Below are 25,524 nucleotides of genomic sequence, written 5' to 3' on the forward strand. Positions count from 1 at the left end.
GCAATACACTAAACAGCGTTCTCAATGATTACAATATGTTAATCTTGAGTTAAACTCCATATCAATTAAAGCGGATAATTTTGTAAGCGAATATGGATAACAATTCTATAAATATACTTAAGGAGGGTGATATAACTGCATTTAATACAGCATATCGCCTTTACCATAAACAGATATATAGTTTCATACTTCACAAAACCCAATCTGAATTTATCGCATCTGAAGTAGTTCAGCTTACCTTCATCAGGTTATGGGAAAAGAAAAACAAACTCAATGACGAAGTAGAATTACAGCTGCAGCTTTTTGGAATGGCACGTCAGGTTATGATCGATGAACTTCGTAAAGAAGCTACCCGCTATAAATACAACAACCAGTTTAATCAATATCCGTATACAGACAGCCTCATGAAAATGATAGAAAGCAAGGATTTGCTGAAGCATTTTGAAAGGGAGGTTGAAGCAATGCCAACCATGCGTAAAATGGTTTTTAACCTAAGCAGAAAGAATGGATTTTCTTACAATGAGATTTCAGAAATGCTGGGCATATCTCCTAAGACCGTAGAGAGCCATATTTCAAAAGCACTTACCACCTTAAAGCAATACATGCTTACCGTTTTACTTTAGCTGTATTAACAAATTGTTAAGCACTAAGGGCTAGGTTACCGGCGTACGTAATATTGGTATGAAGGCACCAAAAGGAGATTTTCGGAATCCCCGGCACTACCCCTATTTTATAAAGAAACTTTTCAGCAATGAGGAGTGGCAATCTCATCCGCAAAAAGAAGAACTTTCTGAAAAAGCGTCTGAAAACATGTATGCTGTTATCCTTGGAAAGATCAATAACACGAATGAGAAAGACCAAAAAAGAAAAGAACTCAGGTTTAAACTGACCTACATTACCAGGTATCTTTCAGCTGCCTGCATCACCACCATTCTTGGTTTCTCGTTATGGCACATGGTACTAAAAGAACCGGTAACACCAAAGAATTTACAGGCGGCTGCTCATGCTCCGGCCTTAAGACGATCCACGGTGTGGATGGAAGTTAAAAATACAGAAAACCGGATCAGAAACATTCAATTACCCGACTACTCAGTAGTTAGCCTGTCTCCACAATCTTCCCTCAGGTATGAAAAGGACTTTCAAAAAAAATTCAGGGATGTATTTCTTATAGGAAAGGCCTACTTCAAAGTTAAAAGAAATCCGGAGAGACCTTTTAGCGTTCATGCAGGCGGACTAAAAACTACGGCATTGGGAACATCTTTTACCATCAATACCTCAGAGTCTAAGCACCGCACTTCAGTTGTGCTGCATACCGGAAAAATTGTGGTCAGCCAAACATCCGGCACCCAGCAGCCCATATATATAGCTAAGGCGGGAAATGGTTTATTATACGATACCCAGCTACAAACGGCCCGGTTAACAAAGGCAGCTGCAAGACCAAAATTGATCCCGGAAACCTCATTACATTATGAAGGCACAGCACTGGTAATGAAAAATATACCGCTGCCAAAAGTGATCTCACTTCTTAAAGAATCCTATCAGGTAAATATTATAACCATAGGAAAGGATATCGATCACATTACTTATACCGGTACAGTTGATTCATCAAGAGAACAGATTGAGCAGGTTTTAAAGGTCATCTGTCTCATTAATAACCTAACCCTCAGCAGGGGCGCAGAACAGGAATTCATTCTTCAAAAATCAAATAAATAAAACCAATAGTATTCATTAACAAACATTATGTATTCAAAAACATTAAAAAGCCTGAAACGTATGTTATGCCTAAGCATGATATGTTGGGCAGGTCCGCTTTTTGCCCAGGAACTTCCTGTAAAAGGATTGGTACAAGACGCATCGGGACAACCACTTCCCGGAGTTAGTATCAAAGCAGAGCACCAGCAAACCCGTAAAACTTTCAATGCAATGTCTAATTCTGAAGGACTATTCAGTTTTAGCAACATTCCTGCAGGTGGCCCCTACCGGTTTATATTCAGCTTTATAGGCTTTCAAACCGATACCCTGTCAAATTACACCGTACGTGCAGGGCAGCAAATTGCATTAAATATTAAACTTAAAGACCAGCCGCAGGATCTTCAGGAAGTGGTAATCGGATATGGTAATACCAGAAGGAACCAGGTAACGGGCTCCGTAACCTCAATTAAGCCTGAAGAATTCAACAGAGGTGTTTTCAGTTCTCCCGGACAACTCCTGCAAGGAAAAGTTGCGGGTATAAATGTTACCCGCAGCGGTAACCCCACAGACAAACCTGCTGTAATCCTCCGTGGACCATCAAGTTTCCGTGATGGAGCACAAGAGCCATTTTATGTAATTGACGGTGTTCCTGGTGCTTCTATCGACCTGATTGCACCAGATGATATTGTGAGCATAGATGTATTGAAAGACGCTTCATCAACTGCCATATATGGATCAAGGGCCTCGAATGGAGTGATCATGATCAGTACAAGAAACGCAGCAAATGGTGCACCGCGCCTTTCTTATAATTCTTACGTAGCCAGTGAAACCATTTCTAATACCATCGATATGGCAAGTGGCGCTCAGCTGAGAACCTACCTGACAGACAACGGAAAGAAACTTGACGCAGTAAGCGACGATGGCAGCAATACAGACTGGTTAAAAGAAGTGACCAGAACAGGCATCTCCCAGAACCACAATCTAAGTCTTAGCGGAAGCGGTGAAAATTCTAACTATGGCGGAAGTGTTAATTATTTCAATAATGAAGGAATTATCAAGACCTCTGCAATGGAGCGTTTCATAGTAAGGGCCAACATAGAGCAGCGTATGCTAAACAACAGGCTAAAACTTAACCTGAATGTAACCAACAGCAATACGATCAACGATAGAATTGCAAGTCAGGTATATAACAATATGTTCACTTACCTGCCAACTGTTGGTGTAAGAAAAGCAGATGGTTCTTATTCTGAAGATCCCAGCCGTACTACAGGCACAGGTGGATACTATAATCCGGTAGCCTTGCTATACAACAATACCATGCAGGGAAAAACCAATCTTTACCTGGCCAATGGTTCAGCAAAAGTAAATATCCTGAATGGATTGGATTTCACCACCATGGTATCCATGCAGAATGAGCAGATCAACGAAAACCTTTACAACAACAGGTATTCTATGCTTAAACAGGGATTTAATGGTTACGCAGAGCGCTCATCTGTAAAAAATACACAGAAGATCTTTGAAGGGTATTTTAACTATGACAAATCTTTTGCCGATCACAATGTTAAATTACTCGCAGGATACTCCTGGCAGGAAAATAAAAATGGCGACGGATTCCAGACATCAGGTCAGGATTTTGTATCAGATGACCTCCTGTGGAATAACATAGGCCTTGGTAATGGAAACGGTACAACCATCGTTAACTACGGCAGCAATTACATTTCAACCTTAAGACTGATTTCCTTCTATGGCCGTGCCATGTATGATTACAAGGGTAAATATTTGCTGCAGGCAACATTACGCCGTGATGGATCATCTGCATTCGGAATAAATAACAGGTGGGGTATTTTCCCGTCAGTGTCTGCAGGATGGAATATAGACCGGGAGAGTTTTATGCAGAATATCAATTTTGTTGATAACCTGAAATTACGTGTTGGTTATGGAGTGTCTGGAAATTCGATCGGATTTGATGCATACACTGCCAGGTTAATCTATGGCGCTCAGAATTCTTCCTATTTCTACTACAACGGAGAATGGATCACAGCAATCGGCCCGGTTCAAAATGACAATCCAAACCTGAAATGGGAACGTACAGCAACCTTAAACATCGGTATGGACTTCGGTCTGTTTAAAAATAAGCTCTCAGGTACCATCGATGTGTACAACAAGAAAACCACGGACCTAATTGCTCCGTATCAGGTATCTACTACCCAATATCCATTCAATGTACTTACAGCCAATGTTGGTGCAATGACCAATAAAGGTATTGAATTGAGCTTAAATACTACTCCGGTAAGAACCAGCAACTTCAGCTGGAATACTGCGATCAACCTGTCACACAATAAAAATGAGATCACATCCATTTCAAATGATGTATTCCAGGCCAGTGAATTTTATACCGCAAACGTTGGCGGAAGAGGACAATCTGGTGTAAACGGGTTCCAGGTCATAAAAGAAGGTTATCCTCTGGGTTCATTCTATACCCTAAGGTATGCAGGTAAAGATGAGGCTGGTAAGTCCATGTTCTATGATAAAGACGGAAATGCATCAACAGCAAACACAGGTTTTGAGCATTTCAGCGTAACCGGATCAGCACAGCCAAAACTATTATACGGATGGAATAACAGCTTTAAATATAAACACTTTGATTTCAACTTCTTTATTCGCGGTGTATATGGAAACAAAATTCTAAATGCAACCCTTGCAGATATGAATGCCCCTATCTATGCATTGCAAACGAACATCGCAGTGATGACCTTAACTGAGTCTATCAGTGATGATAAGGCCCAATTCGTTTCAGACAGATACCTGGAAAGCGGATCATACCTGCGTCTGGACAACGCCACGCTTGGATATACCTTTAGAATCGCAGGTAGTAAAAGTTTACGTCTTTATGCATCAGGGAATAACCTGTTCATCATCACTAAATACAAAGGTGTAGACCCTGAAATCAATATGGCCGGACAAACACCTGGAATTGATTACCGTAATTTTTATCCTAAAACACGTTCGGCAATCTTTGGCTTGAACCTTAGCTTATAACATCAAACAGAATAGCAATGAAAAAGAATATAACAGCCGCAATCCTGATGGCACTGACCTTAGGAAGCTGCACAAAACTGGATGTCGATGTTGAATCACAACTAACAACTGAAAACTTCCCTAAAACTCCTGAAGCCTTTGTTGCCGCCACAGGAACAGTTTATCAGAAGTTTAATGCCAAATTTGGTGTAGACATCTGGAGAATGTATGAACTGACCAGTGATGAAGCCATCATTACCGCACGTAACGGTGGTTATTACGATCAGGGAAGGTATCAAACCCTGCACAAACACAACTGGGCACCTGACCATCCAATCATCCAGAGCGCCTGGGAATGGGGATATGCAGGTATAAGTGACTGCAACCGGATACTTAATCTATTGAGTAAAGCTGAAGAAGGACATTTAAAAGAGTTGTTCCTAAAAGAGATCCGCACCATGCGGGCCCTTTATTATTTCTATACCATGGACATGTTCGGAAATATACCGATCACCAGCTTTGGAACCATAGAAAGCCCTAAACAATCTACCCGCGCAGAAGTATTCAGTTACATTGAAAAAGAATTACTGGAAGTATCAGAAGGCTTGTCTGCCCCTGCTACAGTAACCCAGGAGTTCTATGGCCGGCCAACAAAGTGGATGGCCTATGCCCTGCTTCAAAAGCTGTATATGAATGCGCAGCACTACATTGGAAAATCGATGTATGCAGAATCTATCATCTATGCAGATAAGATCATCACCGGCTCAGCAATGGGTACGGTAGACGATTATAATTCTTTATTTGCCGTAAATAACGGGCCAAATAAAGAAACCATTTTTGCTGCTATTTATGACGCAAATTACTCTGGTGGAAATGCAATGACCAGGTTCACTTTGCACAGTACCTTAAGGGCAAAATATAATCTGCCGTTTAGTCCGAGTAATGCGATGTGTACGTTCCCTGAGTTTTACAGCATCTTCAACCTTCCTGGCGACGTACGTAACAGCACCTGGCTGGCGGGCAAGCAATTTCTGGCTGATGGAACAACAAAGATCATGAACGGATCGGCACAACTGGACTTTACCCCTGAAATTGTTCTTACCAATACAGAAACAATGGATGTAGGCCCGGAAGTAAACGGTATATCACGCGGCGTGCGTTCTATCAAGTTCTATCCGGATCCCAATACCAACAGCAGTACGCGTTTCCAGAATAATGACATGCCTATTTTCAGAATGGGAGACGTTTATATGTCGAAAGCAGAAGCATTATTGAGAACTGGCGGGTCTGCTGACGAAGCCCTTAAGCTGGTTAACAAATTAAGAACCCGTTCAAAAGCTCCGGAACTTAGCGCAATAACCCTTGATGGCATCTTAGAAGAGCGTGGAAGAGAATTTGCCTGGGAAGGCTGGCGCCGTAACGATTTGATCCGTTTTGGAAAATACCAGGGTAAATGGGGTTTCAAAAATGGAAATGAAGGTGCTACACGCGATATTTTCCCAATTCCTGCTACAGAACTGGTACTAAACAAAAATCTCGACCAAAACGAAGGATACAAATAATGAAAAGGAGAGACTTTGTAAAAGGTACTGCGCTAACTGCAATAGGGGCTACACTGCTGGCCCCTTTGCAGTCTATAGCTTCCGGCTCAGAAACGCACCTGGAGAGTGAGGATGTTGCTCCCCGCAGTGAATTAAATGATGATTATTCGCTGCACTTTGCCGCAATAGGAGACTGGGGACGAAATGGCGCAGACCACCAGATCCATGTAGCTAAGCAGATGGGTAAATGGACAACAGAAAACCCAAATGATTTCATTCTCTCATTAGGTGATAACTTTTACCCAAAAGGGGTAGCCAGTGAGCATGACCCGTTATGGCATTATTCTTTTGAAAATATCTATACTGATTTTTCATTGCAATGGGATTGGTATCCCATCCTGGGCAATCACGATTATATAAGCGATCCTGATGCACAGGTACGCTATAGCAAGATCAGCAGAAGATGGAAAATGCCAGCGCGGTACTATTCCAAAGAAGTTGATCTGAAAGGAACCAATGGCGATAAAGTATTGATGATCTTTATCGATACCTGTCCTTTGATCCCTGAGTTCCACGCCAATCCGCAATATGCGCCATTTGTAGAGAACCAGCATCCAGAAAAGCAGCTGGCATGGATAGACGAGACCTTGAAAAATGCAGGGCCGAATATCAAATGGAAAATGGTAATTGGTCACCATCCCATCTATACCGTTGGACCAAGGATAAAGAACTACGATACGCTTGCCTGTCGTAAAGTGCTTAAAGATATCTTTGATCGCAACAAGGTTGATGTATACCTTTCCGGGCATGATCATTCCTTACAGCACTTAAAACCAGAAGGTTTTACCAACCACTTTATATCTGGTGCAGGTTCTGAAGTAACACCTGTAACTGCCGGGGTAGCGTACAGTAAGTTTGAAGCATCAGAATATGGCTTTATGTATTTTTCTATAGATAAAAGCCGGCTAAATGTGAAGACGATCAGTCACGAAGGAAAGGTAATTTATGAGACCACCTTGTCAAAAGCATAACCGATATCATTTTCTTTGAATAATAAATGTGCCCAAACGAATATTTCGTGTTGGGCACATTTATATATTATTTCATCCTTTCCCTGGTTTAATCTAACTTATGCTTGTAAAAGATTGCCTGTATACCGTAGGTGATGTATTTGCCTTTTGTTTAAAAAGCTTATTAAAAGATTGTGGATGTTCAAAACCAAGCTGATACGCAACCTGGGCAATGGTAAGATCACTTGTACTCAACAACTCTTTAGCAATTTCTATCAGTTTATTGTGTATGTGCTGCTGGGTATTCTGGCCGGTATATGTTCTTAACATATCGCTTAAATAATCTGCAGAAAAATTCAGCTTCCCGGAGACGTACTGAACAGTTGGCAAGCCAGATGCCATTGCCTTACCGCCATCAAAATAATCGGCAAGCACATTTTCCAGCCTGCTAACCAGGTCATGATTCTCTGTTTTCCGCGTAATAAACTGCCGCGTATAATACCGGTCGCTATAATCCAGCAAAAGTTCAACATATGAAGCAAGCAAATCCTGGCTAAACGTGTCAATTGCTGAATGGAGTTCCGCCTCTATCTGCTTAAACAACCCAAGAATTACCTCTTTTTCTTTCTCAGAGAGATGCAATGCCTCAGATATAGAATAAGAAAAGAAACCATAATTTCTGATCTTCTTGCCCAGGCTGTGGTGCCTGATCAGATCGGGATGCAGGTATATAGAAATACCAGAAAGCTTATCAGAATTATGTACCACAGAGATGATCTGGTTGGGCGAAATAAAAAATAGTCCGCCTTCTTCAAAATCAAAATAATTCTGACCATATTTTATCTTGCTCTTTGAACCGGTTATAAAAGATATCTTATAAAAATTGAGCACAATACTCTTGTATTTATGATCCCTGGCGTTAATATCATTAAGGTTTACCACGCTGACGAGCGGATGCAGTGGTTTTGGAAGATCTAAATCCCGCTGGTATTCAGAAATAGAATCGTATAGATAGGGTTTTGTATCTGCCTTCATAAAATAGATGATATGCATGAGTATAATCAAATACACTCATGCTAAGTTAAGGAATTAAGATCACAAGTATTTGTTAATAAACTTCTTTACTATTCTTCGGTAGTATAGATGAAATCAGAGACGTTTTACCGTTAATGGTAGTTCCACCCATTCCATTGTGATAACCTGCCCTCATAAAAGGAATAGGAAAGTTGAGTACCGGTTCTGAAACTTCATTGAGGTACCCCACCTCTTCATCACTCAATGCTACAGAGAGCGATGCCAGATTCTGGTTCAGCTGGTCTATAGTTCTAGCGCCAATTAAGGTAGAAGTTACAACCGGCATGGCCATAACCCAGGCCAGTGCAATTGCAGAAACTGTGGTACCCTTTTGTTCCGACAATATTTTCAGCCTTTCAATGATCACATAAGTGGATTCTGGTAAATCAGGATTTCCGAGTCTGCCGCTCAGGCTTGCCCCGTTGCTTTCTTTAGTGTATTTACCCGTAAGAATGCCACCTTTCAAAGGCGACCATGGCATTACACCCAGTCCAAGTTCCTGCGCCATAGGGATCAACTCACCTTCAGGAGTTCTTTCCAAAAGTGAATATTCCGATTGAAGGCTGATAAATGGAGACCATCCCCTAAATTGTGCAATAGTCTGTGCCTGCGCTACCTTCCAGGCAGGAGTATCAGATACCGCAATGTAGCGTACCTTACCGGAAACTACAAGATCGTTTAATGCCGACATGGTTTCTTCAATTGGCGTAAATTCATCAAAGGCATGCATCCAGTACAGATCAATATAATCAGTCTGCAGGCGTCTTAAAGAGTTTTCCAAAGAATTGATGATGGTTTTTCTGCTGGTACCGCCCGCATTGGGATCTCCAGGATATAAATTGCCGTAGAACTTGGTAGAGAGCACAACGCCATCCCTTCTAACCTGGTTCTCGTGGAGGTAATCTCCAATAATTTTTTCAGAATGACCTTTGGTATACAAGTTTGCTGTATCCACAATGTTTCCACCCTGATCCAGGTATGCCTTCAATATCTCTTTTGATTCCTGAACAGTAGATCCCCAGCCCCACTCTTCTCCAAAAGTCATTGTCCCTAATGTTAAAGGACTAACCCTTAAACCAGATTTTCCTAATGTTCTATAATTTGTTAAATCCATAATAAACTGTCTTTTAATAACAACAGTACAAAGTTGCTGAAGGGACAATAGATGAAATTAGTCGAAACAAGGAAATGGGTAGCCAGAATGGGTGAAGATGCCGCAAATACCTTTAATTTGGCACATTGCTCAAATTAACTTAAATTGATGATTCCAATTGTACCTGTAAAATGAAAATATTCAATTTTAATCCTGCAGATTTTGAACCGGTAAGAAGAATTGCACTTCAGTTCCCCAATGCATCAGACAGCCTCTCCCATTATGATACGCCGTCGGTTAAGATCAAAAAAAATCTGCTTTGCCGACTAAATGAAAATGGAGAATGGATTGTGATCCGAACAGATTTCGACAGCAGGGCCCTATTTCTGGAGCAATATCCTGAAAGTTGTTTCATTACACCACATTATGAGAAATACCCATATATCTGCCTCCAGGTAAATAGTTACACCACAGATCTAGCCAAAGCAATCCTGGAAAGTGGTTATTTGGCCATTACTGCAAAAAAGAAAAAGTAAGCTCCTAATTTACACCTCCATAATCTTCCATGTCGGCCATTGGATAAAATACAACTGCATAGCCGTTCAAGGTTGTCAATACAATATGATTTTATTGAATAAAAAAATCTAAGTTTGTATTATAACCTCACACCGTTGAAAAAAATTTGCGCTTTCACCCTCTTATTCATCTGCACCGGTGTATTTCAACTATTGGCACAGCACAACCGTAAGGTTTCCGGTTCGGTAACCGATACCGCCAAAACTGCAATCCCCAATGTAAAAGTGATGATCATTGCTGATCAGGATACGCTAGGGACTGAAACCGATGATGATGGAAATTTCAGCATTTCAAAGATCAGTGCCGCAAAGTTTTCAGTAAAGGTATCCATCTTAGGTTATCAGGATTTTACCGCTGGGTATACGTTTACTGAAAAGGAAAAGCACAAGCGATTGGGTAACATCATCATAAAAATGTCCAGCAATATGCTGAAAGAGGTCGTCATCAGCGCCAAGCCTAATCCAATCAGGTTCATGCAGGATACTATAGAATATAATGCAGCAGCATTTCAGGTCAATGAGGGTGATAACGTAGCTGACCTTATCAAACAGTTTCCAGGTATAGAGGTTGATGAAGATTATAACGTTAAAACAATGGGTAAGGAAATGGTAAAGCTCCGCATCAATGGCAAAGACTTTTTCACCAATAATGTGAAAGACTTTATCGGAAAACTTCCTGCTGGCATGGTATCAAAGATCCATGTGATAGACGACTTTGGCGACGAAGCAAATTTTACCGGACTTAAGATTGGTGAGCCAAGGAAGATGTTAAATATTGTTACCAAGCCCGGCATGAGCAGGGGTGTATTTGGAAACCTTTCTGCAAATGCGGGAACAAATGAGATGATCGGTAGTCGTTCCCAAATGAATCTATGGAAAGACAATAAGCAAAGTTCAGCCAATGTAAATGTCAGCACACTAAATAACGGAGCGGGCATTAACAAATCAACCGGCATAGGATTAAGTCATAATGATAACCTGGGCAAAGGTACCCAGGGTGGCTTTAGCTATAATTTCAGCAACAATAGCAGTGCATTTATACGTGAACAGGTATCAGAGTCTTTAAATCCAGAGGGCAACTTCATCAATAACTCCAAAAGTGAGGGCGACAATGGAGCAAGCCGCCATGCCCTAAACTGGAATATAAACCACAGTAACAATAAAGTTTTCTTACAGGGATCCGTTAACAGCTCATACAGTCGCTCAGATAATCAAAATATGTCATTAAGCAATCAATCCGGACTTATCCGTCAGGATTTACAGAATAGCAATCGCTCAACAGGCTCATCGCCAAACTTAAGTACAAGCTTATCATTCTCAAAAAGGCTGAAGAATAAAAAGAATGGATTTTCAGCGAACACTTCTATATCCCTTTCAGGCAGCAACAGCGATCAGAACATTAGAACCAACACGCTTTATTACGACAAAAATACAGGAGCACTCTTAAAAGATTCACTTTTGAACAGAGACCTGAACAGCAACAGCGACAGACAGAACTTTAACTTCGGTTTTAACTATAGTATTGGGTTAAAAAGACCTAAGGATACCCTGGCACGGAAAAGTTTGAATTTCAGCTATAGCGGATCAGCAAGCAGGTCTATAAGCAAAGTTTCTACGTTTGTTTTCGACAACACAAATAGCGAAGTTTCCTTTGTCGACTCGCTGAGCACCTCATTTAGCAACCTTTCATTAAACCAGTCTATCGGCAGCAATTACAATTATAACTCAAACAAAACCCGGTATAATTTCGGATTCAACGCCAGCCCCAACATACTAACCAATCGTGATTTGAGGTTGTTTAAGACAACTAAGAACAATACATTCAACTATTCACCAAGTATGAACTTCAGCCGGACATTAAAGAGCGGCAAAACACTTTCAATAAACTACCAGGGATCTAACATTAATCCGACGATCAATCAGTTGCAGCCTGTAAGAAATACGCAAAACCTTCAGAACATAGTCGTTGGAAATCCGGATCTCAAAGCATCATTCAGGCACAATATGAATGCGAACTTCAATTATGCTCATATCAAATCCGGCAGGTCCTTGCAGGCTGGCATAAATGCATCAGCCACACAAAGGGAGATTGTGGACCATGTACTTTTATTACCAGATACCTTAAACAGTTTAAAACAGATCACACGGTATGAGAATGTAAATGGCAACTACCAGCTTAGCGGCAATTACAATCTCTATATCCCGATCAAAAAAAGCAAATATTCAATCGGATATTCAGGTTCGTTAGGCTTTTCAAATCGCGCCATTATCTTTAACAATCAAAAAGCCTTTGGTAAAGGCTTTAATTTCTCTCAACAGCTTAACGGCACCATATCATTAAAAAAAATCTCATTAAATACCATTGCCAGCTATTCCATAACGAATAATAACAATATGAGCTCAATGAGATTTTCTGAATATCAGCCGATAGGAATTGGCCAGATCAGTGCCCCAACCTTCTTTAGAACAACAAACTTCTCCACATCAATGAGTGGTAGTCTGAGGCTGAAAAAACTGACACTTGTTACCAGTTTAAGCTACAATACCAATCATAACAATACAACCGCAGAAGAGTCTATCCGGGATATTAGCACGATCAACATGTCTTTATCTGGCCATTTAACGATCATGAAATCCTGCCTCGTCAATTTAAGTGCAGCAAAAAGCAACAACTATGGTTATGCCCTTGCAAACTCAAATCCTCTGCTAATCAATGCCAGTTTATCAAAAAGCTTCTTAAAGAACAAGTCTCTAAGTTTGGCTATCAGCGGCAATGACCTGCTCGGGCAGGGCAACAATATCTCGCGTATCGTGGCAGGCAATACCATCATTGATAGCCGTGACAGACAGCAAACACGGGTTATTTCCATGAGTCTAGGCTACAACCTATCCAGATTTGGCGGAAGGAATTTCCGGGTTGACGCAGATTAATTGCCATTTATTAAATCTATTTTATCCAATTAGGCGCTACGACTCCAGTCTTCGTAACTCAATTCAAATTTGACCTCTCCATTTGCATAGCTACCCACAGGAGTCCAGCCTTGAAGGCTATAGAATTGTTCTGCACGGGTATTGGGAGATGTACCTAATACCAGCTTTTCTTTGGTTTGCTCAAAATACCAATCGATCATTAGCCTGTGCAATTCCTTACCAATGCCCTGCTCTGCAAATTCCGGATCTACAAATAATGCCCAAACACTTCTTTCCTTCAAATCAACAATTGAGAAACCTACCACTTGCCCATCCACCTCACAAACCCAGCCTTTTCCTTTTTCTGAAATATAAAATGCCACATCCTTATCAGGTACAAGATCAGGATTGCTAAGGGTGTTCTCTTTGACCAGGTGCCTGACTACCTGAATCTGTTTAATATCTGAAAACTCTGCCGTTCTAAAGATCATAGTTACAAAAATAAAAATCTGATATTTAACATGGTTTATTTATTCTCAACCCGGCCAATCGAATCTGGATTATCCCTTTAGGCCAGCTCCAACATCTTAAAATACTTTTATAAATGCGTGGAAATCAATTAAGGTTTCGGCTGTACGGCACATTCAGCCGCTCCAAAAATAAACTTCACTTGTCTGTAGTCGATAGGTACATTTTTGACAAAGTACGATCTGCCAAGCGTAGTTTCAATCTGCCCGACACCAAGGATCAGCTTCCCATCTGTTTTCAGTAAAGCCAATGGATTTTTATACACTACCGGATTTTTTGCAGAGAGCTTAAAAGTGTAATCTACAAAAAGGGTGTCACCTCTAAACTTTCCTTTCAGCTTACCATCATTTTTCCTCTTGTCCGCATAGTCAATTACCAGGGTACCGGTCACATCGCCACTCCTCAAATAGTCAAGGTTCAATTTAGCCGTATCCAGTGAATCAACAGCAACATAGCATTCCTTTTTCAATACGTCTGTTGATTTTAACGTATTTTTCGAATCATTATCGGTTTGATTACAAGACATTACAAGAGGCAACAAGGCAAGCAGGAAATATGTGGATACAGCTTTCATATTGTTTTTTTTAAATCCAAGATACATTATCCTCAACAACTTCCCATAGCAACTGGTTATTTTTAACAAAATTACTGAAAGTTCGGCAACCTGTAAGTTAGATAATACTAGACAAATGAATTTCAATATCGGCGATTTTAAGAAAAAAATGTAACAGTAAATGACAATGAACATATTCAGTTTGTCTTCGGAAAAGCTACCGAATGCTCGAATTCAATAGTCAATACTATTAAGAGGTTATTAAACCGGCCGAACAAATAGCTACCAGTAGAATTTAGAGATCACAGGTCATGTATTTAAACTATCTTCAAAGACTTTTGGTCAATAACAGAAATGGTGTTCGTAAACGCAAGAATTATATTTTTATCACGCTTCAACTTCATCAGTTGGGCTTGGGTGGGAGTAAAACCTTTGAAAGGTACTCTTTGCAAAGGAAACGAAATGATTAGATAGCTCGTATTTCGCAAAGAGATAATACCTTCTTGCATATAGTAATATCTTGTCCTATAAACTTGCCGTATTGCCTTTTTTATATGACCCCGGTTAAAATTATTATTATGTTGGCGGTATTTTAGTTCGGCAAACAAAACCCAAGAGTGTTGGTCAGAATCATGCGGAAATACAACGCATTCGCATTGTGATCTTGAATTGGTACCACATACAAAACTTAGATTATCGAAAGGAATTCCACCGATCTCTAGTTTGACATCATTTTTTAAAGTAAAATACAAATTATCTATCGGAGCTATATCAGGATGAAATTCCACACCTCTTTTAATGGGCAACAATTTTGTTTGTTCTGTATAATCCGCAACAAATAATGACGCAATCATATTTACGTATTTTTGGTACTGATGGGGAAGTTTAGTGTTTACAGCCCGTTTAATCATAGTGGTTTAGCATCGTGTAAAAACCTTCCATAAGCCCATTCATTATAGAATCAAAAAAATTTTCTTCAATAAGTCCATCTTTTCCCTGAATCTTATTCAACACACCATCAGTTATCTCATAAATAGAAACTTGTTCAGGACGTAAAGCAGATTGTGCACATAAGATCACGGCATTTTCCGCTTCACTCAGCTTTTCCTTAACTAATGAGTACATAATGCAATTATTTATTGCATATAATACATAAGGGCTATGGGTTGTTAATGTAAGCGTATGCTCATAGGAAGGGTTTATTATTTTGTTGATAAGATTATAAACAAATGTTTTTTGAGTTGCCGGAAAAAGATTCTGTTCTGGTTCCTCAATGATCAAATTTGAACTAGATGTCTTAAATAAGTTATCCATGATCATGTGATATTGACTAATACCTTTTTGTATTTCTTCGTTCGGTTCGTCTATCTCTTTGTTTACCGCCTCAACCTCTTCATCTGTCAATGACCCGCTATAGTGCTTATCAGGATAAATTTTGTTAACTATAAATTCGTACAATAATTTTCTGGAAGTTGCTCGCCTAATTTCATCCAATTCAAAAGAAGTCGATCCACCTTGATAGAATATATTGGTAATATATTCTATCGTTGTTAGCAAGGGAATAAGTGATTGTAATCCGCTAGAAGCTTCGCTCAACTGTATATCACTTTCTTTCGCTTTACTTAGGATATGATTTTCTTTGTTACTATCATTGAAATAATAAGCAAAATCCAGATCAAGAATATTTAAACAATTGTCGATATTGAATTTCTTTCTAGAGTCTAACCAATCAAACAAGAAACTCCTCAGATTATTATGCGGAAATTCAACTTTTTCAATCTCTGGTAAAATGACAAGATTTCTTTCCGAAGGAATGTAGGAAATCTTCTGCCGTTTGTACAAATGCTTGCTTTTCCAATCAATATTAAAGGAAGAATACTTATAGTGAATATCTATGATATCGCTAGAATAATAGATCTCACTTTTTTCGTTAAAATAGCCATGTAATTTGTGAAAACTAATCAATCTACTCTCAAAAAATTTAGGATCAGTCTTATATTCTTCAAGTGACTGATGTATTGAAACATTTTTTTCGACCCAACTACAATAACTAATGATCTTAGCTATAGTACTTTTTCCACTTCCTTGCGGACCAATAAATATGTTAACTTTGTTCAAGTCAATCGATATCTGCTTTATTGGGCCTACATTAACTATTTTAACAACTTTCATTCAAATGAATTTCTTTATTTATTTGGTAAAATTATGTTTTATCACTGTAAAAATATGCGACATTTATCTGACACTAGAACTAACAATGATAGAATCAACACCTTAAGACATTCAATATAATCTAAATGGCTATAATCCAGTAATTCACTATGATTAAGGCATAATCGTTACTTGCTTCAACTATTTTGTAATTGTAAAGTTAGAAATTATTATTATATCTTACTGTTACGTTCAAACTAATTCGAAATACAAACCGAGTAGAACCCAAGATTAATCTCACGTCCTTTAAAGAAATTATAATTATATGAAACACTGATTATTCCTTTGCACTTAAAAGCCGTATACTCATTTAGGACTAGTTCACAAAAAATAGACCGAGAATATCTTGCGACCTCAACTTATTTCTTCGATATTCAATTACAGATATCATTCTTAATTATCTTCAATATTGGATGCTTTTATTGACTCGTTATCGCTTAAATCTATCTGACCGGAGATTATTTTATTAGCCTCTAGAATTTACTAATGAAATTATAATTCTTAAAATTTTATATCACTATTATTGATCCAGAGGTTTTTATCGATAAAGCTAAGAAATACTCTAGTACATTTGACAACAACCTAATCAACATATTGACGTTATTTTTACTATTCTTAAAATTGAGTATTATAATCCTAAAAAAAGCAGGTTTACATCTATTAACAATCCTATCAAAATATCTTCAATTTGCTTCTACTTAATTTTGGAACACTACATTAGCTCACAATACGACGAATAAGTTAAAAAAGCGATATATTGGGTTGAATAAGCCTTAACAATTATTAAATAGCCTTAATTTTTAAGGCCTCAGTTTTGTACAAATCATCGCTTGTTTTAAAATGGATTGAATGGTCATTAACGGGAGGTTTTATCAGGCTCTAATAACATAGTCTTCATTCTCGAACGTTTTTTGATCAACAGGTCGGGATGATCCAACCGTTTACCCTCAACCATTCCAATATATGGCTATTTGAGTTTTTTTTATGGATTCACAAATAGCAAAACATTTCTCCTTTATAATAGAAAAACAGCATTCCATATTTCAAAGCAGTTTGCAATGTCTGGATCCTGATCAAGAATATTTCCCGCAATGCAAACAGACAACCTCTAATAGACTCGTTTTTTTTGTAGGTAAAATCATCCGGTCCTTTCATGACTGTCATGGTGTAACTGTATTGAATTAAAAATATCTTCAACAGTAGTGCTGATCAATTCCAATTCATGTATTTTAGTTGCCCCTATGAAAAGTAAACTGCAATTTCTCCATACAAAAAAGAACATAACCCCATTCATAAAAATTGAGACAGATATGCAAAAGTTTGATACAAAAACTCAACTCCGGTAAATTTCAACCACTTAAATTTACAATCCGGAATAACGAGAATTAAAAGAACACCGAAACCAAAAACCAAACATGAACAAATTGAAAAAATTAAAACTCCTGAGCTTACTGGCTTGCTTTTTTACATTCACCCAAAGTCAGGCACAGGACAGGAAGGCTCCTTCCTATCCGCTCATCACACACAATCCCAATTTCAGCATCTGGTCCAATACGGATGAACTCAACGCATCCACTCCTACTCACTGGACTGGTGTAAACCACTCGCTCCTCGGCCTGATTAATGTAGACGGAAACATCTACCGCTTTATGGGTAAGGAAGAAGCAAATTACAAAACGGTACTTGGAACTTCAGATGACGCACCTTTTACAGTAAAGTACACCGAGACAGTTCCCCAGGGAGATTGGATGGCTGACACCTATAGTGCCGGCGATTGGAAATCGGGTTCTGCACCTATAGGTAATGAGGCCAGGCAGGTAAAAACGCTTTGGAAAACAAAAGACATCTGGGTAAGAAGGACTTTTACAATTGCCAATCCGGCCAGCATCAATGAACTGCTGTTAAAACTGAACCATGATGACAACATTGAAGTGTATCTAAATGGCAAAAAGGTATATCAAAAACAAGGCTGGATCAACACTTTCGAGTATTACCCAATCAATAAGAACGACTTAAAGGCAGGTCAGAATGTAATCGCTATCCACATGGCCAATACTGCCGGTGGCAGTTACCTGGACTTTGGCTTGTCAGACAAACAAAAAGACAATTCAGCAAAGATCCAGTTAGCGAAACAGAAGAATGTAGAAATAACCGCTACACAAACGATCTATGACTTTACATGCGGCAAGGTAAATCTGAAACTAACTTTCACATCACCGCTGTTGATGAATGATTTAGGTTTGCTGGCGCGTCCGGTTTCGTACATCACGTATTCGGTACAGGCCAGCGACAAAAAAATGCATGCGGTAAAGGTGATGCTTAGCGCTTCGTCAAACATCGCAGTATACAAGCCCTCACAAGAAGTAACGGTTAAAAAGTACGCAACTTCTGAATTATCAATCCTTAAGGCAGGTACTGTTGAACAACCCATTCTGCAAAAGTCAGCCGATGATATGCGCATCGATTGGGGATATTTCTATGTGGCTGCTCCTAAATCAAGCGGTGCGGCACAATTCATTACCAGTGGTGCTGCTGCAGCTGATGCTTTCACAAAAGGCTCGTCAGCGTCTACCGCCTCCCGTGGTAAATCTCTCGCATTAAATACGGTGCTCTCTTTTGGAACCGTAGGTGAAAAACCAGTGGAGCGCTTTATTGAGCTGGGCTATGATGAGATCTACGCTATCCAGTATTTCAAAAAGGATCTTAGACCCTGGTGGAATACTTCCGGCAAAGAAACCATTGAAGGACAGCTAACCGATGCTGCAAAGCAATACAAAACTGTAATGCAGAAATGTAAATCTTTCGACAAGTCTGTATATGCAGATGCACTGAAGTCTGGCGGCAAGGAATATGCGCACTTGTGCGTACTTGGCTACCGTCAGAGTATCGCAGCACATACGCTGGTAAAAAGCCCTGAGTCAGAAATATTATGGTTATCTAAAGAAAACAATAGTGGCGGTTTCATCAATACCGTAGATGTAACTTATCCTTCAGCACCACTCTACCTTATCTACAATCCGGCTTTGCTGCAAGGTATGCTGAACGGGATCTTTTACTTCAGTGAAAGCGGAAAATATCCGCACCCATGGGCAGCACACGATTTAGGAACCTACCCACTGGCTAATGGCCAAACTTACGGAGAGCCAATGCCTGTAGAGGAATCAGGTAACATGATCATCCTTACCGCAGCAATTGCCAAGGCACAAGGCAACGCCAACTATGCAAAAAAACATTGGAACACCCTATCTACCTGGGCAGATTACCTGACAAAAGAAGGACTGGATCCTAAAACACAGCTGTGTACCGATGATTTTGCCGGCCACCTGGCAAGAAATGCGAACTTATCTGTAAAAGCCATTGTAGGGATCGCCTGCTATGCGCAAATGGCAGAGACATTGGGTTACACAGAGACCGCTAAGAAATACAGGGCCATCGCTGAAAGTATGGTACCTAAGTGGATCGAAATGGCTGATGCTGGCGATCACTATGCGCTTACTTTTAACGACAAGAATACCTGGAGCCAAAAATATAACCTGGTTTGGGATAAAGTTTTAGACCTAAACTTATTTCCGCAGAAAGTGTATGATACGGAAATTAAGTATTACCTGAAAAAACAAAACAAATTCGGCATCCCACTTGATAGCAGAAAGGCCTATACCAAGAATGACTGGATCCTGTGGACAGCTACTTTTGCTCCTACGCAGGAAGAGTTTGAAGCATTGGTAAAACCTGTTTACAGACATGCTATTGAAACGGAATCGCGCGTTCCGCTGAACGATTTCTATGATTCAAATACAGGCATCCGTGATAATTTTAAAGCAAGAAGTGTGGTTGGCGGATTCTATATGAGACTTTTTGCTGACAAGCTAAAAGGCAAATAGATTTAAGTTTTATCACATAAGGCTTACAAAGAGACTGTCTCACAAGGGCAGTCTCTTTTGCTAAAAGACTTCTTTATTAGTTTGCAAATAGCCCTATATATCTAAAATTTGTGATTTGGTTTTTCGGCAGAAAAGTAAAAGTTCCCGCCCTCATCTCCGAACGTTTCCTTCAGTTCCAATCCGAAGTCTGTAAGTAGTTTAGCATACGTATTTTTTCCCAGCGACCTTGACCATTCCCCTGTCAGCACATCTTTCCATTTCACCCGCTGCTTTGGCGCAGTGAAAAGTAGCCTTCCGCGAGGTTCGAGTGCTTTCGCCATTTTTTCTATCACCACCCGCTGACTTTGTTCACTCAGCAGGAAGATCAGTCCCCAGGCCAATATGCCATCAAACTTCTTTTCGAAAAAATCCGACTGTTCCGCTGCTTTACACTCAATTGGTAGCTTCGGAAAATTCTTTCCAAATAATTCTACCATAGTTTCCGATGCATCTGTCGCCCATACATTCATCCCTTCTTCTACCAGTATTGCCGTCAACGGAAAACCCGTCCCGCAACCCAAATCCAATACCTCCGATCCTTTTTCAAGCTTACGTGCCCATACGCAGACATGATCAGCACCGGCTCCCACTTTATGATTGCCTCTTGCTTGCGCAAAAGCTTCCGCATTTCTTTGATAACCATTTGAAGTATCCTGCATTGCTACGTGTTTTTATGCGGTCCTGAGCTGCTCAATATCCATTTGTTGCAACAGGCCATCATGAATTACATATACATGCAATACCTTGCCTTCAAATAGAACATGGCCTTCTAAATCCTTTACCAGTTGATCGACTTCAACTTCTAAAGTTCCATTTTCTCTTTCATGAAAACCAACCGGCGTTACATTCGGGTCAATCTCTTTCCATTGCCGTTTCCAATAAGCACTAACTTCATCATGTCCGTTTGCGTAGTCGCCTTCCCATGCCTTTGACCACTTTACTTCCGGATGCATAACTTGTAGTATGGCATCGATATCCCTGGCGTTAAAGGCAGTATAAGCTTTTTTAATTAACTCCTGATTTTTAGGCATATTTTCTTCGTTCATGATATTTAAATCAAGGTTTATGTCGTAATTATATAGGCGAATTTACAACTTATATCCATGGTTTAATACTTAAATACGTTAGCGGTGCGCTGCTTCAAGGCTGCTACTCCATTTGCGTTTCATATCGGGTGGCAAAAAAAACCTCTGGTATGAACATATTGTTCACTACTTCTAGTTAATAATTCAAATGCAACTTCTAATTTTTGATCACATAAGTATTAATACCGGCTTCAAGTCCTCCAATTTCCTCGTTAATAGTATGTAATAGTGAATCAATTTTACAGTTAAAAGGTTCTTTTTCCAGGTAAACACCAGAATTAAAGCTGAGCCGGATGTGCGCACCGGTTTGAATATCCAAATTTGGAACAATCATTTCCTCATACTTTGCAGAGGCTTGATGTTCAGAAAAGATTACAAATTTATAATGGTGAAATTTTTGGAGCAATTGCAGAATTGAATGATTATTTAAATGTTGCATAACTTGTCTTACCAGGAGTAAATCGCCCGCAGCAATATCATCTTTACAAGCATCTTTAAACTGAAATTTGACACATTGGGAACCAAAGGACGCTGTATTTCTGATAATTAAAGGTGCAACAACATCATACCCAAGGTAATTATAACCGTATTCCTGTTCATGAAGCAAGCTTAATATTTGACTGCTCACATGGAAGTCGCCGCAGCCTGCTTCAACTATGCTTCGAATGTTATTTTTAATAATAAATTCAGCAATTGTCCTCGCATAGCCCGGAATAAACCGACTATGCGATCCACAACCAGAATAGTATTCGCCTTTTTTACCACCCCAATAATTTTCCTGATAAACCTTTGTAAATATTGCAGCGTTTTGACTGTGATCTAAGTTGTCGTTTTGGTCATTTTCTTTCATATATGAAGCAGTTAGGGTAATTCCATGATTACAATCTACGGTGATCCGGAATTACAGATACATAAGGTTAACCAGCTAACCAATTTCCGGAAAAATAATGTACCGCATAGGCATTTTCCATTTTTAGGATCATTACATCATCCATGTCATTATCCACCAATCTTTCTGCTTCGCTGGCAGTTAAGGGATATAGCTTTTCAGATGAGATTAAATTAACCTCATCCTTATGAGCATATTCAGCATAGGTAAGCGACAGAAAAGTCGGGCCTGTGGATGCCAGCACATCGAAGAAATAATTTCCTCTGCTTACTTCAAACAGATATAACTTGTCAAGAATTTTTCTGAAAAAATCGTTGCTTTTATACGAAGCCATGAATGCATTGCAAATTAAAAAATCCATACTTTTCTGATCAGCATGAGCTGGAGGCTCTAAACCAAAACTGCATTTATAGTCAGCAATCAGCGGTTCTATGTTTTCCAGGCATTCAAAATCCAAATCAACAAAAACACCACCAAGCTGATACAAAATAAAATACCGTACTGCGTCAACACGTTGAATGTTATGCGGATATGAATCGTAAATTAATAGAAAGTCCGGGAAAAATGTTTTGATAAACACCCGGTTCATTTCGTCGGTCCACAAAATAAATTCCCAGTCGGGATGCATAACTTTCCAGGAATGAACAGCTTTTTCATAGTGTTCGGGAATATGCACTGTTTTCCAGGTTTGATGGAATATTTTAGGCATATCCTCTGCTGGGTTATTAAAATGTTGATCAATTGATCTTAAACAGTCTTCATGAACCATTCTTTTTCTGGGATAATGAAGTCCAGGATGTCTGCCATCAAAAGGAAGATTTTCATTCCAATTTAAGGACCGGCTACACACTGGAATTGGCACCGGGTCAAACCCCATCATCGTCGCAACTGTCGCAAATCGCAACTCACTTTCCAGATTCAGATAATCAGGCTTCCAAATCTCAGAACTGATATCATCCATAGCCCTTTCAGAAACAAGGATTCCGCAGAATGGCAATATACCGGTTGCATACAACCTGGATTGAACCGGAAGTTGATCTATGGTTTCAAACCAGTACCAGGAGTCTCTTTCCGGATACTTTACCGAAGGTCCCGCCACATCGGCGTTCCAGACGCCCTTGTAATATTCTTTTACGTTGACATCGCACCAGCAGGCCCAATCGATTAAAAGAAATCTTTCCGCATCAAGACTATCTTTGTTAGCGCTGTACCACTGTAATAAGGAGACATCCATCAATGAGTAGGATTCAGAAGAACTCTCCAGAAGGCTTTTAACACAAACAACCTCACATTCGGGATTATGTTTTCTGAAGGTTTTCATATTCTCCTCAAAACAATCCGCCTCAGCCTGATCCTTGCTGTCGTACCAGGATACAAGAATAGTCAGTTCTCTTTTTTTCATCAGTAAGTCTCTCCGTAGTAAGATAAATGCCGTGACGAGGGCAAAGAATATTTAATATATTCATTTCTCATAAAATTCATTCTTTTATAATTCTCGGCCATCGCTTCCTGGTTACCAGGTTCACTTTCCGAATCCAGGCGTCTTGAAATAAAAGGATAGATTAAAAGCTTATTTGAAGAAGCATTGTTATAGATCATTGATAGTGACAAATGATGTGTCTTTGGCAAACGGAGTATGGCATCAAAACAACTTTTAAACAATACAACAAATTGGGCATTTGTGAACCAATCTACCCAATACAAATTCGTTTGTACCGCAACAGCTGAACCAAACCGGTCAGTCCCTCCCGAAATGATCTTCGCGTTTGCATTTTGAGCAAGTTGAATACATTCGAAAAAATAATCACTGGTGTAAGTTGAAGTAAATTGATGATTTGAATTACAGATCACAATCTTATCTTCATCATGTGCGATTGCCAATTTGATGACTTCCTGAATAAAATACAAGAATCCCTGGTTGTCAGTTTCACGCTTGGCAATTCTCACTATTGTAGTGTCAAACTCATGCTTGTCTTTGAACTGCTCCCTGATCTTGTCCATCTGCAAAGCATCAGGATCTGAAGCCAGGATATAAGTGGAGATTACTTGGTGAGGTGTAGCTTGATAATCAGAAACGGGCAATTCTGTAACCGGGTTCGTATCATAGAATTTCCAGATTTGGTTTAATAAGCTTAGCCTTTGAATCGCTGAATTAAAAATTGCGGTAACGCGTCCGAAATTATCGTTTTTAGAGGTTGCATCAGAATAACCAAATTCCTTCTGCGTGGATATGAACGGAAACAAGATGAATTTTTTTGTCGACAAAGCAGCAATTTTGTAATCGGCTGAATCATGATCGCCGAAGTCAGCATCCAGGATCTGTTTATAAAACTTACTGAAAACAACTACAAATTGCGTCGCCGAAAAGGTTTCAACAGAAAACAAATATTCCGCAATCTGTGCTGCCTCGGTAAACCAGCTCACACCGCCTAAAAGCACATCAGCATCATTCTTCCGGGCCTCATCAATACAGGAAGCTAAAATTTCAGGTGAGTAAGCATCGGTAAACTGATGGTCATCTTCGCAAATGATTATAAATTCTTCATCAGTAACTTTCGAAAATACAGACCGTATACTTTGCCATAGGCCTATTGCACCGTTCGGATGTTCTATTGCCTCTACAATAGTTACCTTGAATTCATTCCGTCCTAAAAATTCATGTTGAATACTTTGTAATCTTTCCGGTCTTTTTTTCAGGTTAATTACATATATCGGAAATTGAGCATGATTCTTCATAAACTGTTATTATTGATGGTTAAAAGACAACCGGTTTCTTAACCGGATGAAAAAGTGACTGTTGACTGTAATCAAAATAATCAACTTCCTTCCAGGTTATGTTCCGATTGCAGACCGGATTAACGATGGGATCCATATTCAGCATAGATGCAATGGTCGCCAACCTCATTTCACTGTTAAAATTATCAAATTCTGCTTTGAGAATCTCTTTACTGATGCTTTCCATTGCCTTTCCCGACAATAGAATACCATTGAAGGGAACGATGCCTGTAGCATATGGTCTGGCTTTAAGCGGCAGATCAGGGATGGCATTAAACCAGTTCCAGTAATCTCTTTTAGGATAAAAAACCGATGGACCAACAACGTCACAATCCCAAACCCGGCTATAGTAATCCTTTAAATTACAGTTACACCAGCAATCCCATTCCACAAGCAGGTACCTTTCGCTTTCAATCTTATATCCTTCGTCAACAAACCATAAAAAAATGTTCAAGTCAGTGCTTAACCAGGCTTTATCTTTATTCTCAAACCTGTTTGGTATAGATATAATTGCAGATTCAGGATTATGATGGATAAACGAGTTTTTGTTGATGGCATAAGCCTGCTGCTTTTCCGGATCAGGATCATCATGCCAGCACATTAAAATAGTGAGTTCTTTCATTGGAGCATTTGGTTTACCTGGCAATGGT

Annotated in this window: 20 protein-coding genes; 8 read left to right on the plus strand and 12 right to left on the minus strand. The window is 39.5% G+C overall.

Annotated features, from left to right (window positions below; all coding sequences use genetic code 11):
• The first annotated feature begins 92 nt into the window (after window positions 1-92).
• From ATK78_RS14295 to ATK78_RS14315, 5 genes are all read left to right on the plus strand, one after another.
• A complete protein-coding gene (locus ATK78_RS14295) occupies window positions 93-623 on the plus strand; it encodes an RNA polymerase sigma factor (RefSeq protein ID WP_133576793.1) in 531 nt (176 codons plus the stop codon).
• A 58-nt stretch (window positions 624-681) separates the two neighbouring features.
• Window positions 682-1,713 (plus strand): FecR family protein, encoded by a 1,032-nt coding sequence (locus ATK78_RS14300; protein ID WP_133576794.1) that lies wholly within the window; start codon window positions 682-684, stop codon window positions 1,711-1,713.
• Window positions 1,714-1,788: 75 nt separating this feature from the next.
• A complete protein-coding gene (locus ATK78_RS14305; protein WP_243732536.1) occupies window positions 1,789-4,731 on the plus strand; it encodes a SusC/RagA family TonB-linked outer membrane protein in 2,943 nt (980 codons plus the stop codon).
• A gap of 17 nt (window positions 4,732-4,748) precedes the next feature.
• Window positions 4,749-6,272: a RagB/SusD family nutrient uptake outer membrane protein gene (locus tag ATK78_RS14310; protein WP_133576796.1), complete on the plus strand. Its 1,524-nt coding sequence runs from the start codon at window positions 4,749-4,751 to the stop codon at window positions 6,270-6,272.
• Window positions 6,272-7,282 (plus strand): metallophosphoesterase, encoded by a 1,011-nt coding sequence (locus ATK78_RS14315; RefSeq protein WP_133576797.1) that lies wholly within the window; start codon window positions 6,272-6,274, stop codon window positions 7,280-7,282. The genes ATK78_RS14310 and ATK78_RS14315 overlap by 1 nt, the downstream gene beginning before the upstream one ends.
• 93 nt (window positions 7,283-7,375) lie before the next feature.
• Here ATK78_RS14315 and ATK78_RS14320 read toward each other — a convergent pair whose 3' ends face one another.
• Window positions 7,376-8,296: a helix-turn-helix domain-containing protein gene (locus ATK78_RS14320; RefSeq protein ID WP_133576798.1), complete on the minus strand. Its 921-nt coding sequence runs from the start codon at window positions 8,294-8,296 to the stop codon at window positions 7,376-7,378.
• 73 nt (window positions 8,297-8,369) lie between these two features.
• Window positions 8,370-9,449 (minus strand): aldo/keto reductase, encoded by a 1,080-nt coding sequence (locus ATK78_RS14325; protein ID WP_133576799.1) that lies wholly within the window; start codon window positions 9,447-9,449, stop codon window positions 8,370-8,372.
• Between the two features lie 170 nt (window positions 9,450-9,619).
• On the opposite strand from ATK78_RS14325, the gene ATK78_RS14330 reads away from it, so the two are divergent.
• Both ATK78_RS14330 and ATK78_RS14335 read left to right on the plus strand, forming a co-directional pair.
• Window positions 9,620-9,964: a hypothetical protein gene (locus ATK78_RS14330; protein WP_133576800.1), complete on the plus strand. Its 345-nt coding sequence runs from the start codon at window positions 9,620-9,622 to the stop codon at window positions 9,962-9,964.
• A gap of 135 nt (window positions 9,965-10,099) precedes the next feature.
• Window positions 10,100-12,934, plus strand: coding sequence for a TonB-dependent receptor (locus ATK78_RS14335; RefSeq protein WP_166664888.1), 2,835 nt, complete (start codon window positions 10,100-10,102; stop codon window positions 12,932-12,934).
• Window positions 12,935-12,963: 29 nt separating this feature from the next.
• Here ATK78_RS14335 and ATK78_RS14340 read toward each other — a convergent pair whose 3' ends face one another.
• The 4 genes from ATK78_RS14340 to ATK78_RS14355 all read right to left on the minus strand — a co-directional run bounded on the left by ATK78_RS14340 (window position 12,964) and on the right by ATK78_RS14355 (window position 16,166).
• Complete coding sequence (locus ATK78_RS14340; protein ID WP_133576802.1) at window positions 12,964-13,404, minus strand: GNAT family N-acetyltransferase; 441 nt, start codon at window positions 13,402-13,404, stop codon at window positions 12,964-12,966.
• Between the two features lie 128 nt (window positions 13,405-13,532).
• Window positions 13,533-14,015, minus strand: coding sequence for a hypothetical protein (locus ATK78_RS14345; RefSeq protein WP_133576803.1), 483 nt, complete (start codon window positions 14,013-14,015; stop codon window positions 13,533-13,535).
• 296 nt (window positions 14,016-14,311) lie between these two features.
• Window positions 14,312-14,905, minus strand: a complete 594-nt coding sequence (locus tag ATK78_RS14350; RefSeq protein WP_133576804.1) for a hypothetical protein — start codon at window positions 14,903-14,905, stop codon at window positions 14,312-14,314.
• A complete protein-coding gene (locus ATK78_RS14355) occupies window positions 14,898-16,166 on the minus strand; it encodes an AAA family ATPase (protein ID WP_133576805.1) in 1,269 nt (422 codons plus the stop codon). Before ATK78_RS14355 ends, ATK78_RS14350 begins: the two co-directional genes overlap by 8 nt.
• Window positions 16,167-17,620: 1,454 nt before the next feature.
• On the opposite strand from ATK78_RS14355, the gene ATK78_RS14365 reads away from it, so the two are divergent.
• On the plus strand, window positions 17,621-20,086 hold the full coding sequence (locus ATK78_RS14365) for a glutaminase family protein (protein ID WP_133576806.1): 2,466 nt from the start codon (window positions 17,621-17,623) through the stop codon (window positions 20,084-20,086).
• Between the two features lie 101 nt (window positions 20,087-20,187).
• On the opposite strand, the gene ATK78_RS14370 is transcribed toward ATK78_RS14365, so the two are convergent.
• From ATK78_RS14370 to ATK78_RS14395, 6 genes are all read right to left on the minus strand, one after another.
• Window positions 20,188-20,784 carry a class I SAM-dependent methyltransferase gene (locus tag ATK78_RS14370; RefSeq protein WP_133576807.1) on the minus strand — a complete coding sequence of 199 codons (597 nt, stop codon included), beginning with the start codon at window positions 20,782-20,784 and terminating at the stop codon, window positions 20,188-20,190.
• Window positions 20,785-20,796: 12 nt separating this feature from the next.
• Window positions 20,797-21,171, minus strand: coding sequence for a nuclear transport factor 2 family protein (locus ATK78_RS14375; protein WP_243732537.1), 375 nt, complete (start codon window positions 21,169-21,171; stop codon window positions 20,797-20,799).
• Window positions 21,172-21,367: 196 nt separating this feature from the next.
• Complete coding sequence (locus tag ATK78_RS14380) at window positions 21,368-22,060, minus strand: hypothetical protein (RefSeq protein ID WP_133576809.1); 693 nt, start codon at window positions 22,058-22,060, stop codon at window positions 21,368-21,370.
• 67 nt (window positions 22,061-22,127) lie between these two features.
• Window positions 22,128-23,501 carry a glycosyltransferase family 32 protein gene (locus tag ATK78_RS14385; protein WP_133576810.1) on the minus strand — a complete coding sequence of 458 codons (1,374 nt, stop codon included), beginning with the start codon at window positions 23,499-23,501 and terminating at the stop codon, window positions 22,128-22,130.
• The gene (locus ATK78_RS14390) at window positions 23,501-24,835 is read right to left on the minus strand and encodes a glycosyltransferase family 25 protein (protein ID WP_133576811.1); all 1,335 of its coding nucleotides are present in this window, start codon (window positions 24,833-24,835) and stop codon (window positions 23,501-23,503) included. Before ATK78_RS14390 ends, ATK78_RS14385 begins: the two co-directional genes overlap by 1 nt.
• Window positions 24,836-24,854: 19 nt before the next feature.
• Window positions 24,855-25,496: a hypothetical protein gene (locus ATK78_RS14395; RefSeq protein ID WP_133576812.1), complete on the minus strand. Its 642-nt coding sequence runs from the start codon at window positions 25,494-25,496 to the stop codon at window positions 24,855-24,857.
• Window positions 25,497-25,524 lie beyond the last annotated feature (28 nt).

Origin of the sequence: Pedobacter metabolipauper (assembly GCF_004362715.1) — a bacterium.
GTDB classification, from domain to species: Bacteria; Bacteroidota; Bacteroidia; order Sphingobacteriales; family Sphingobacteriaceae; genus Pedobacter; species Pedobacter metabolipauper.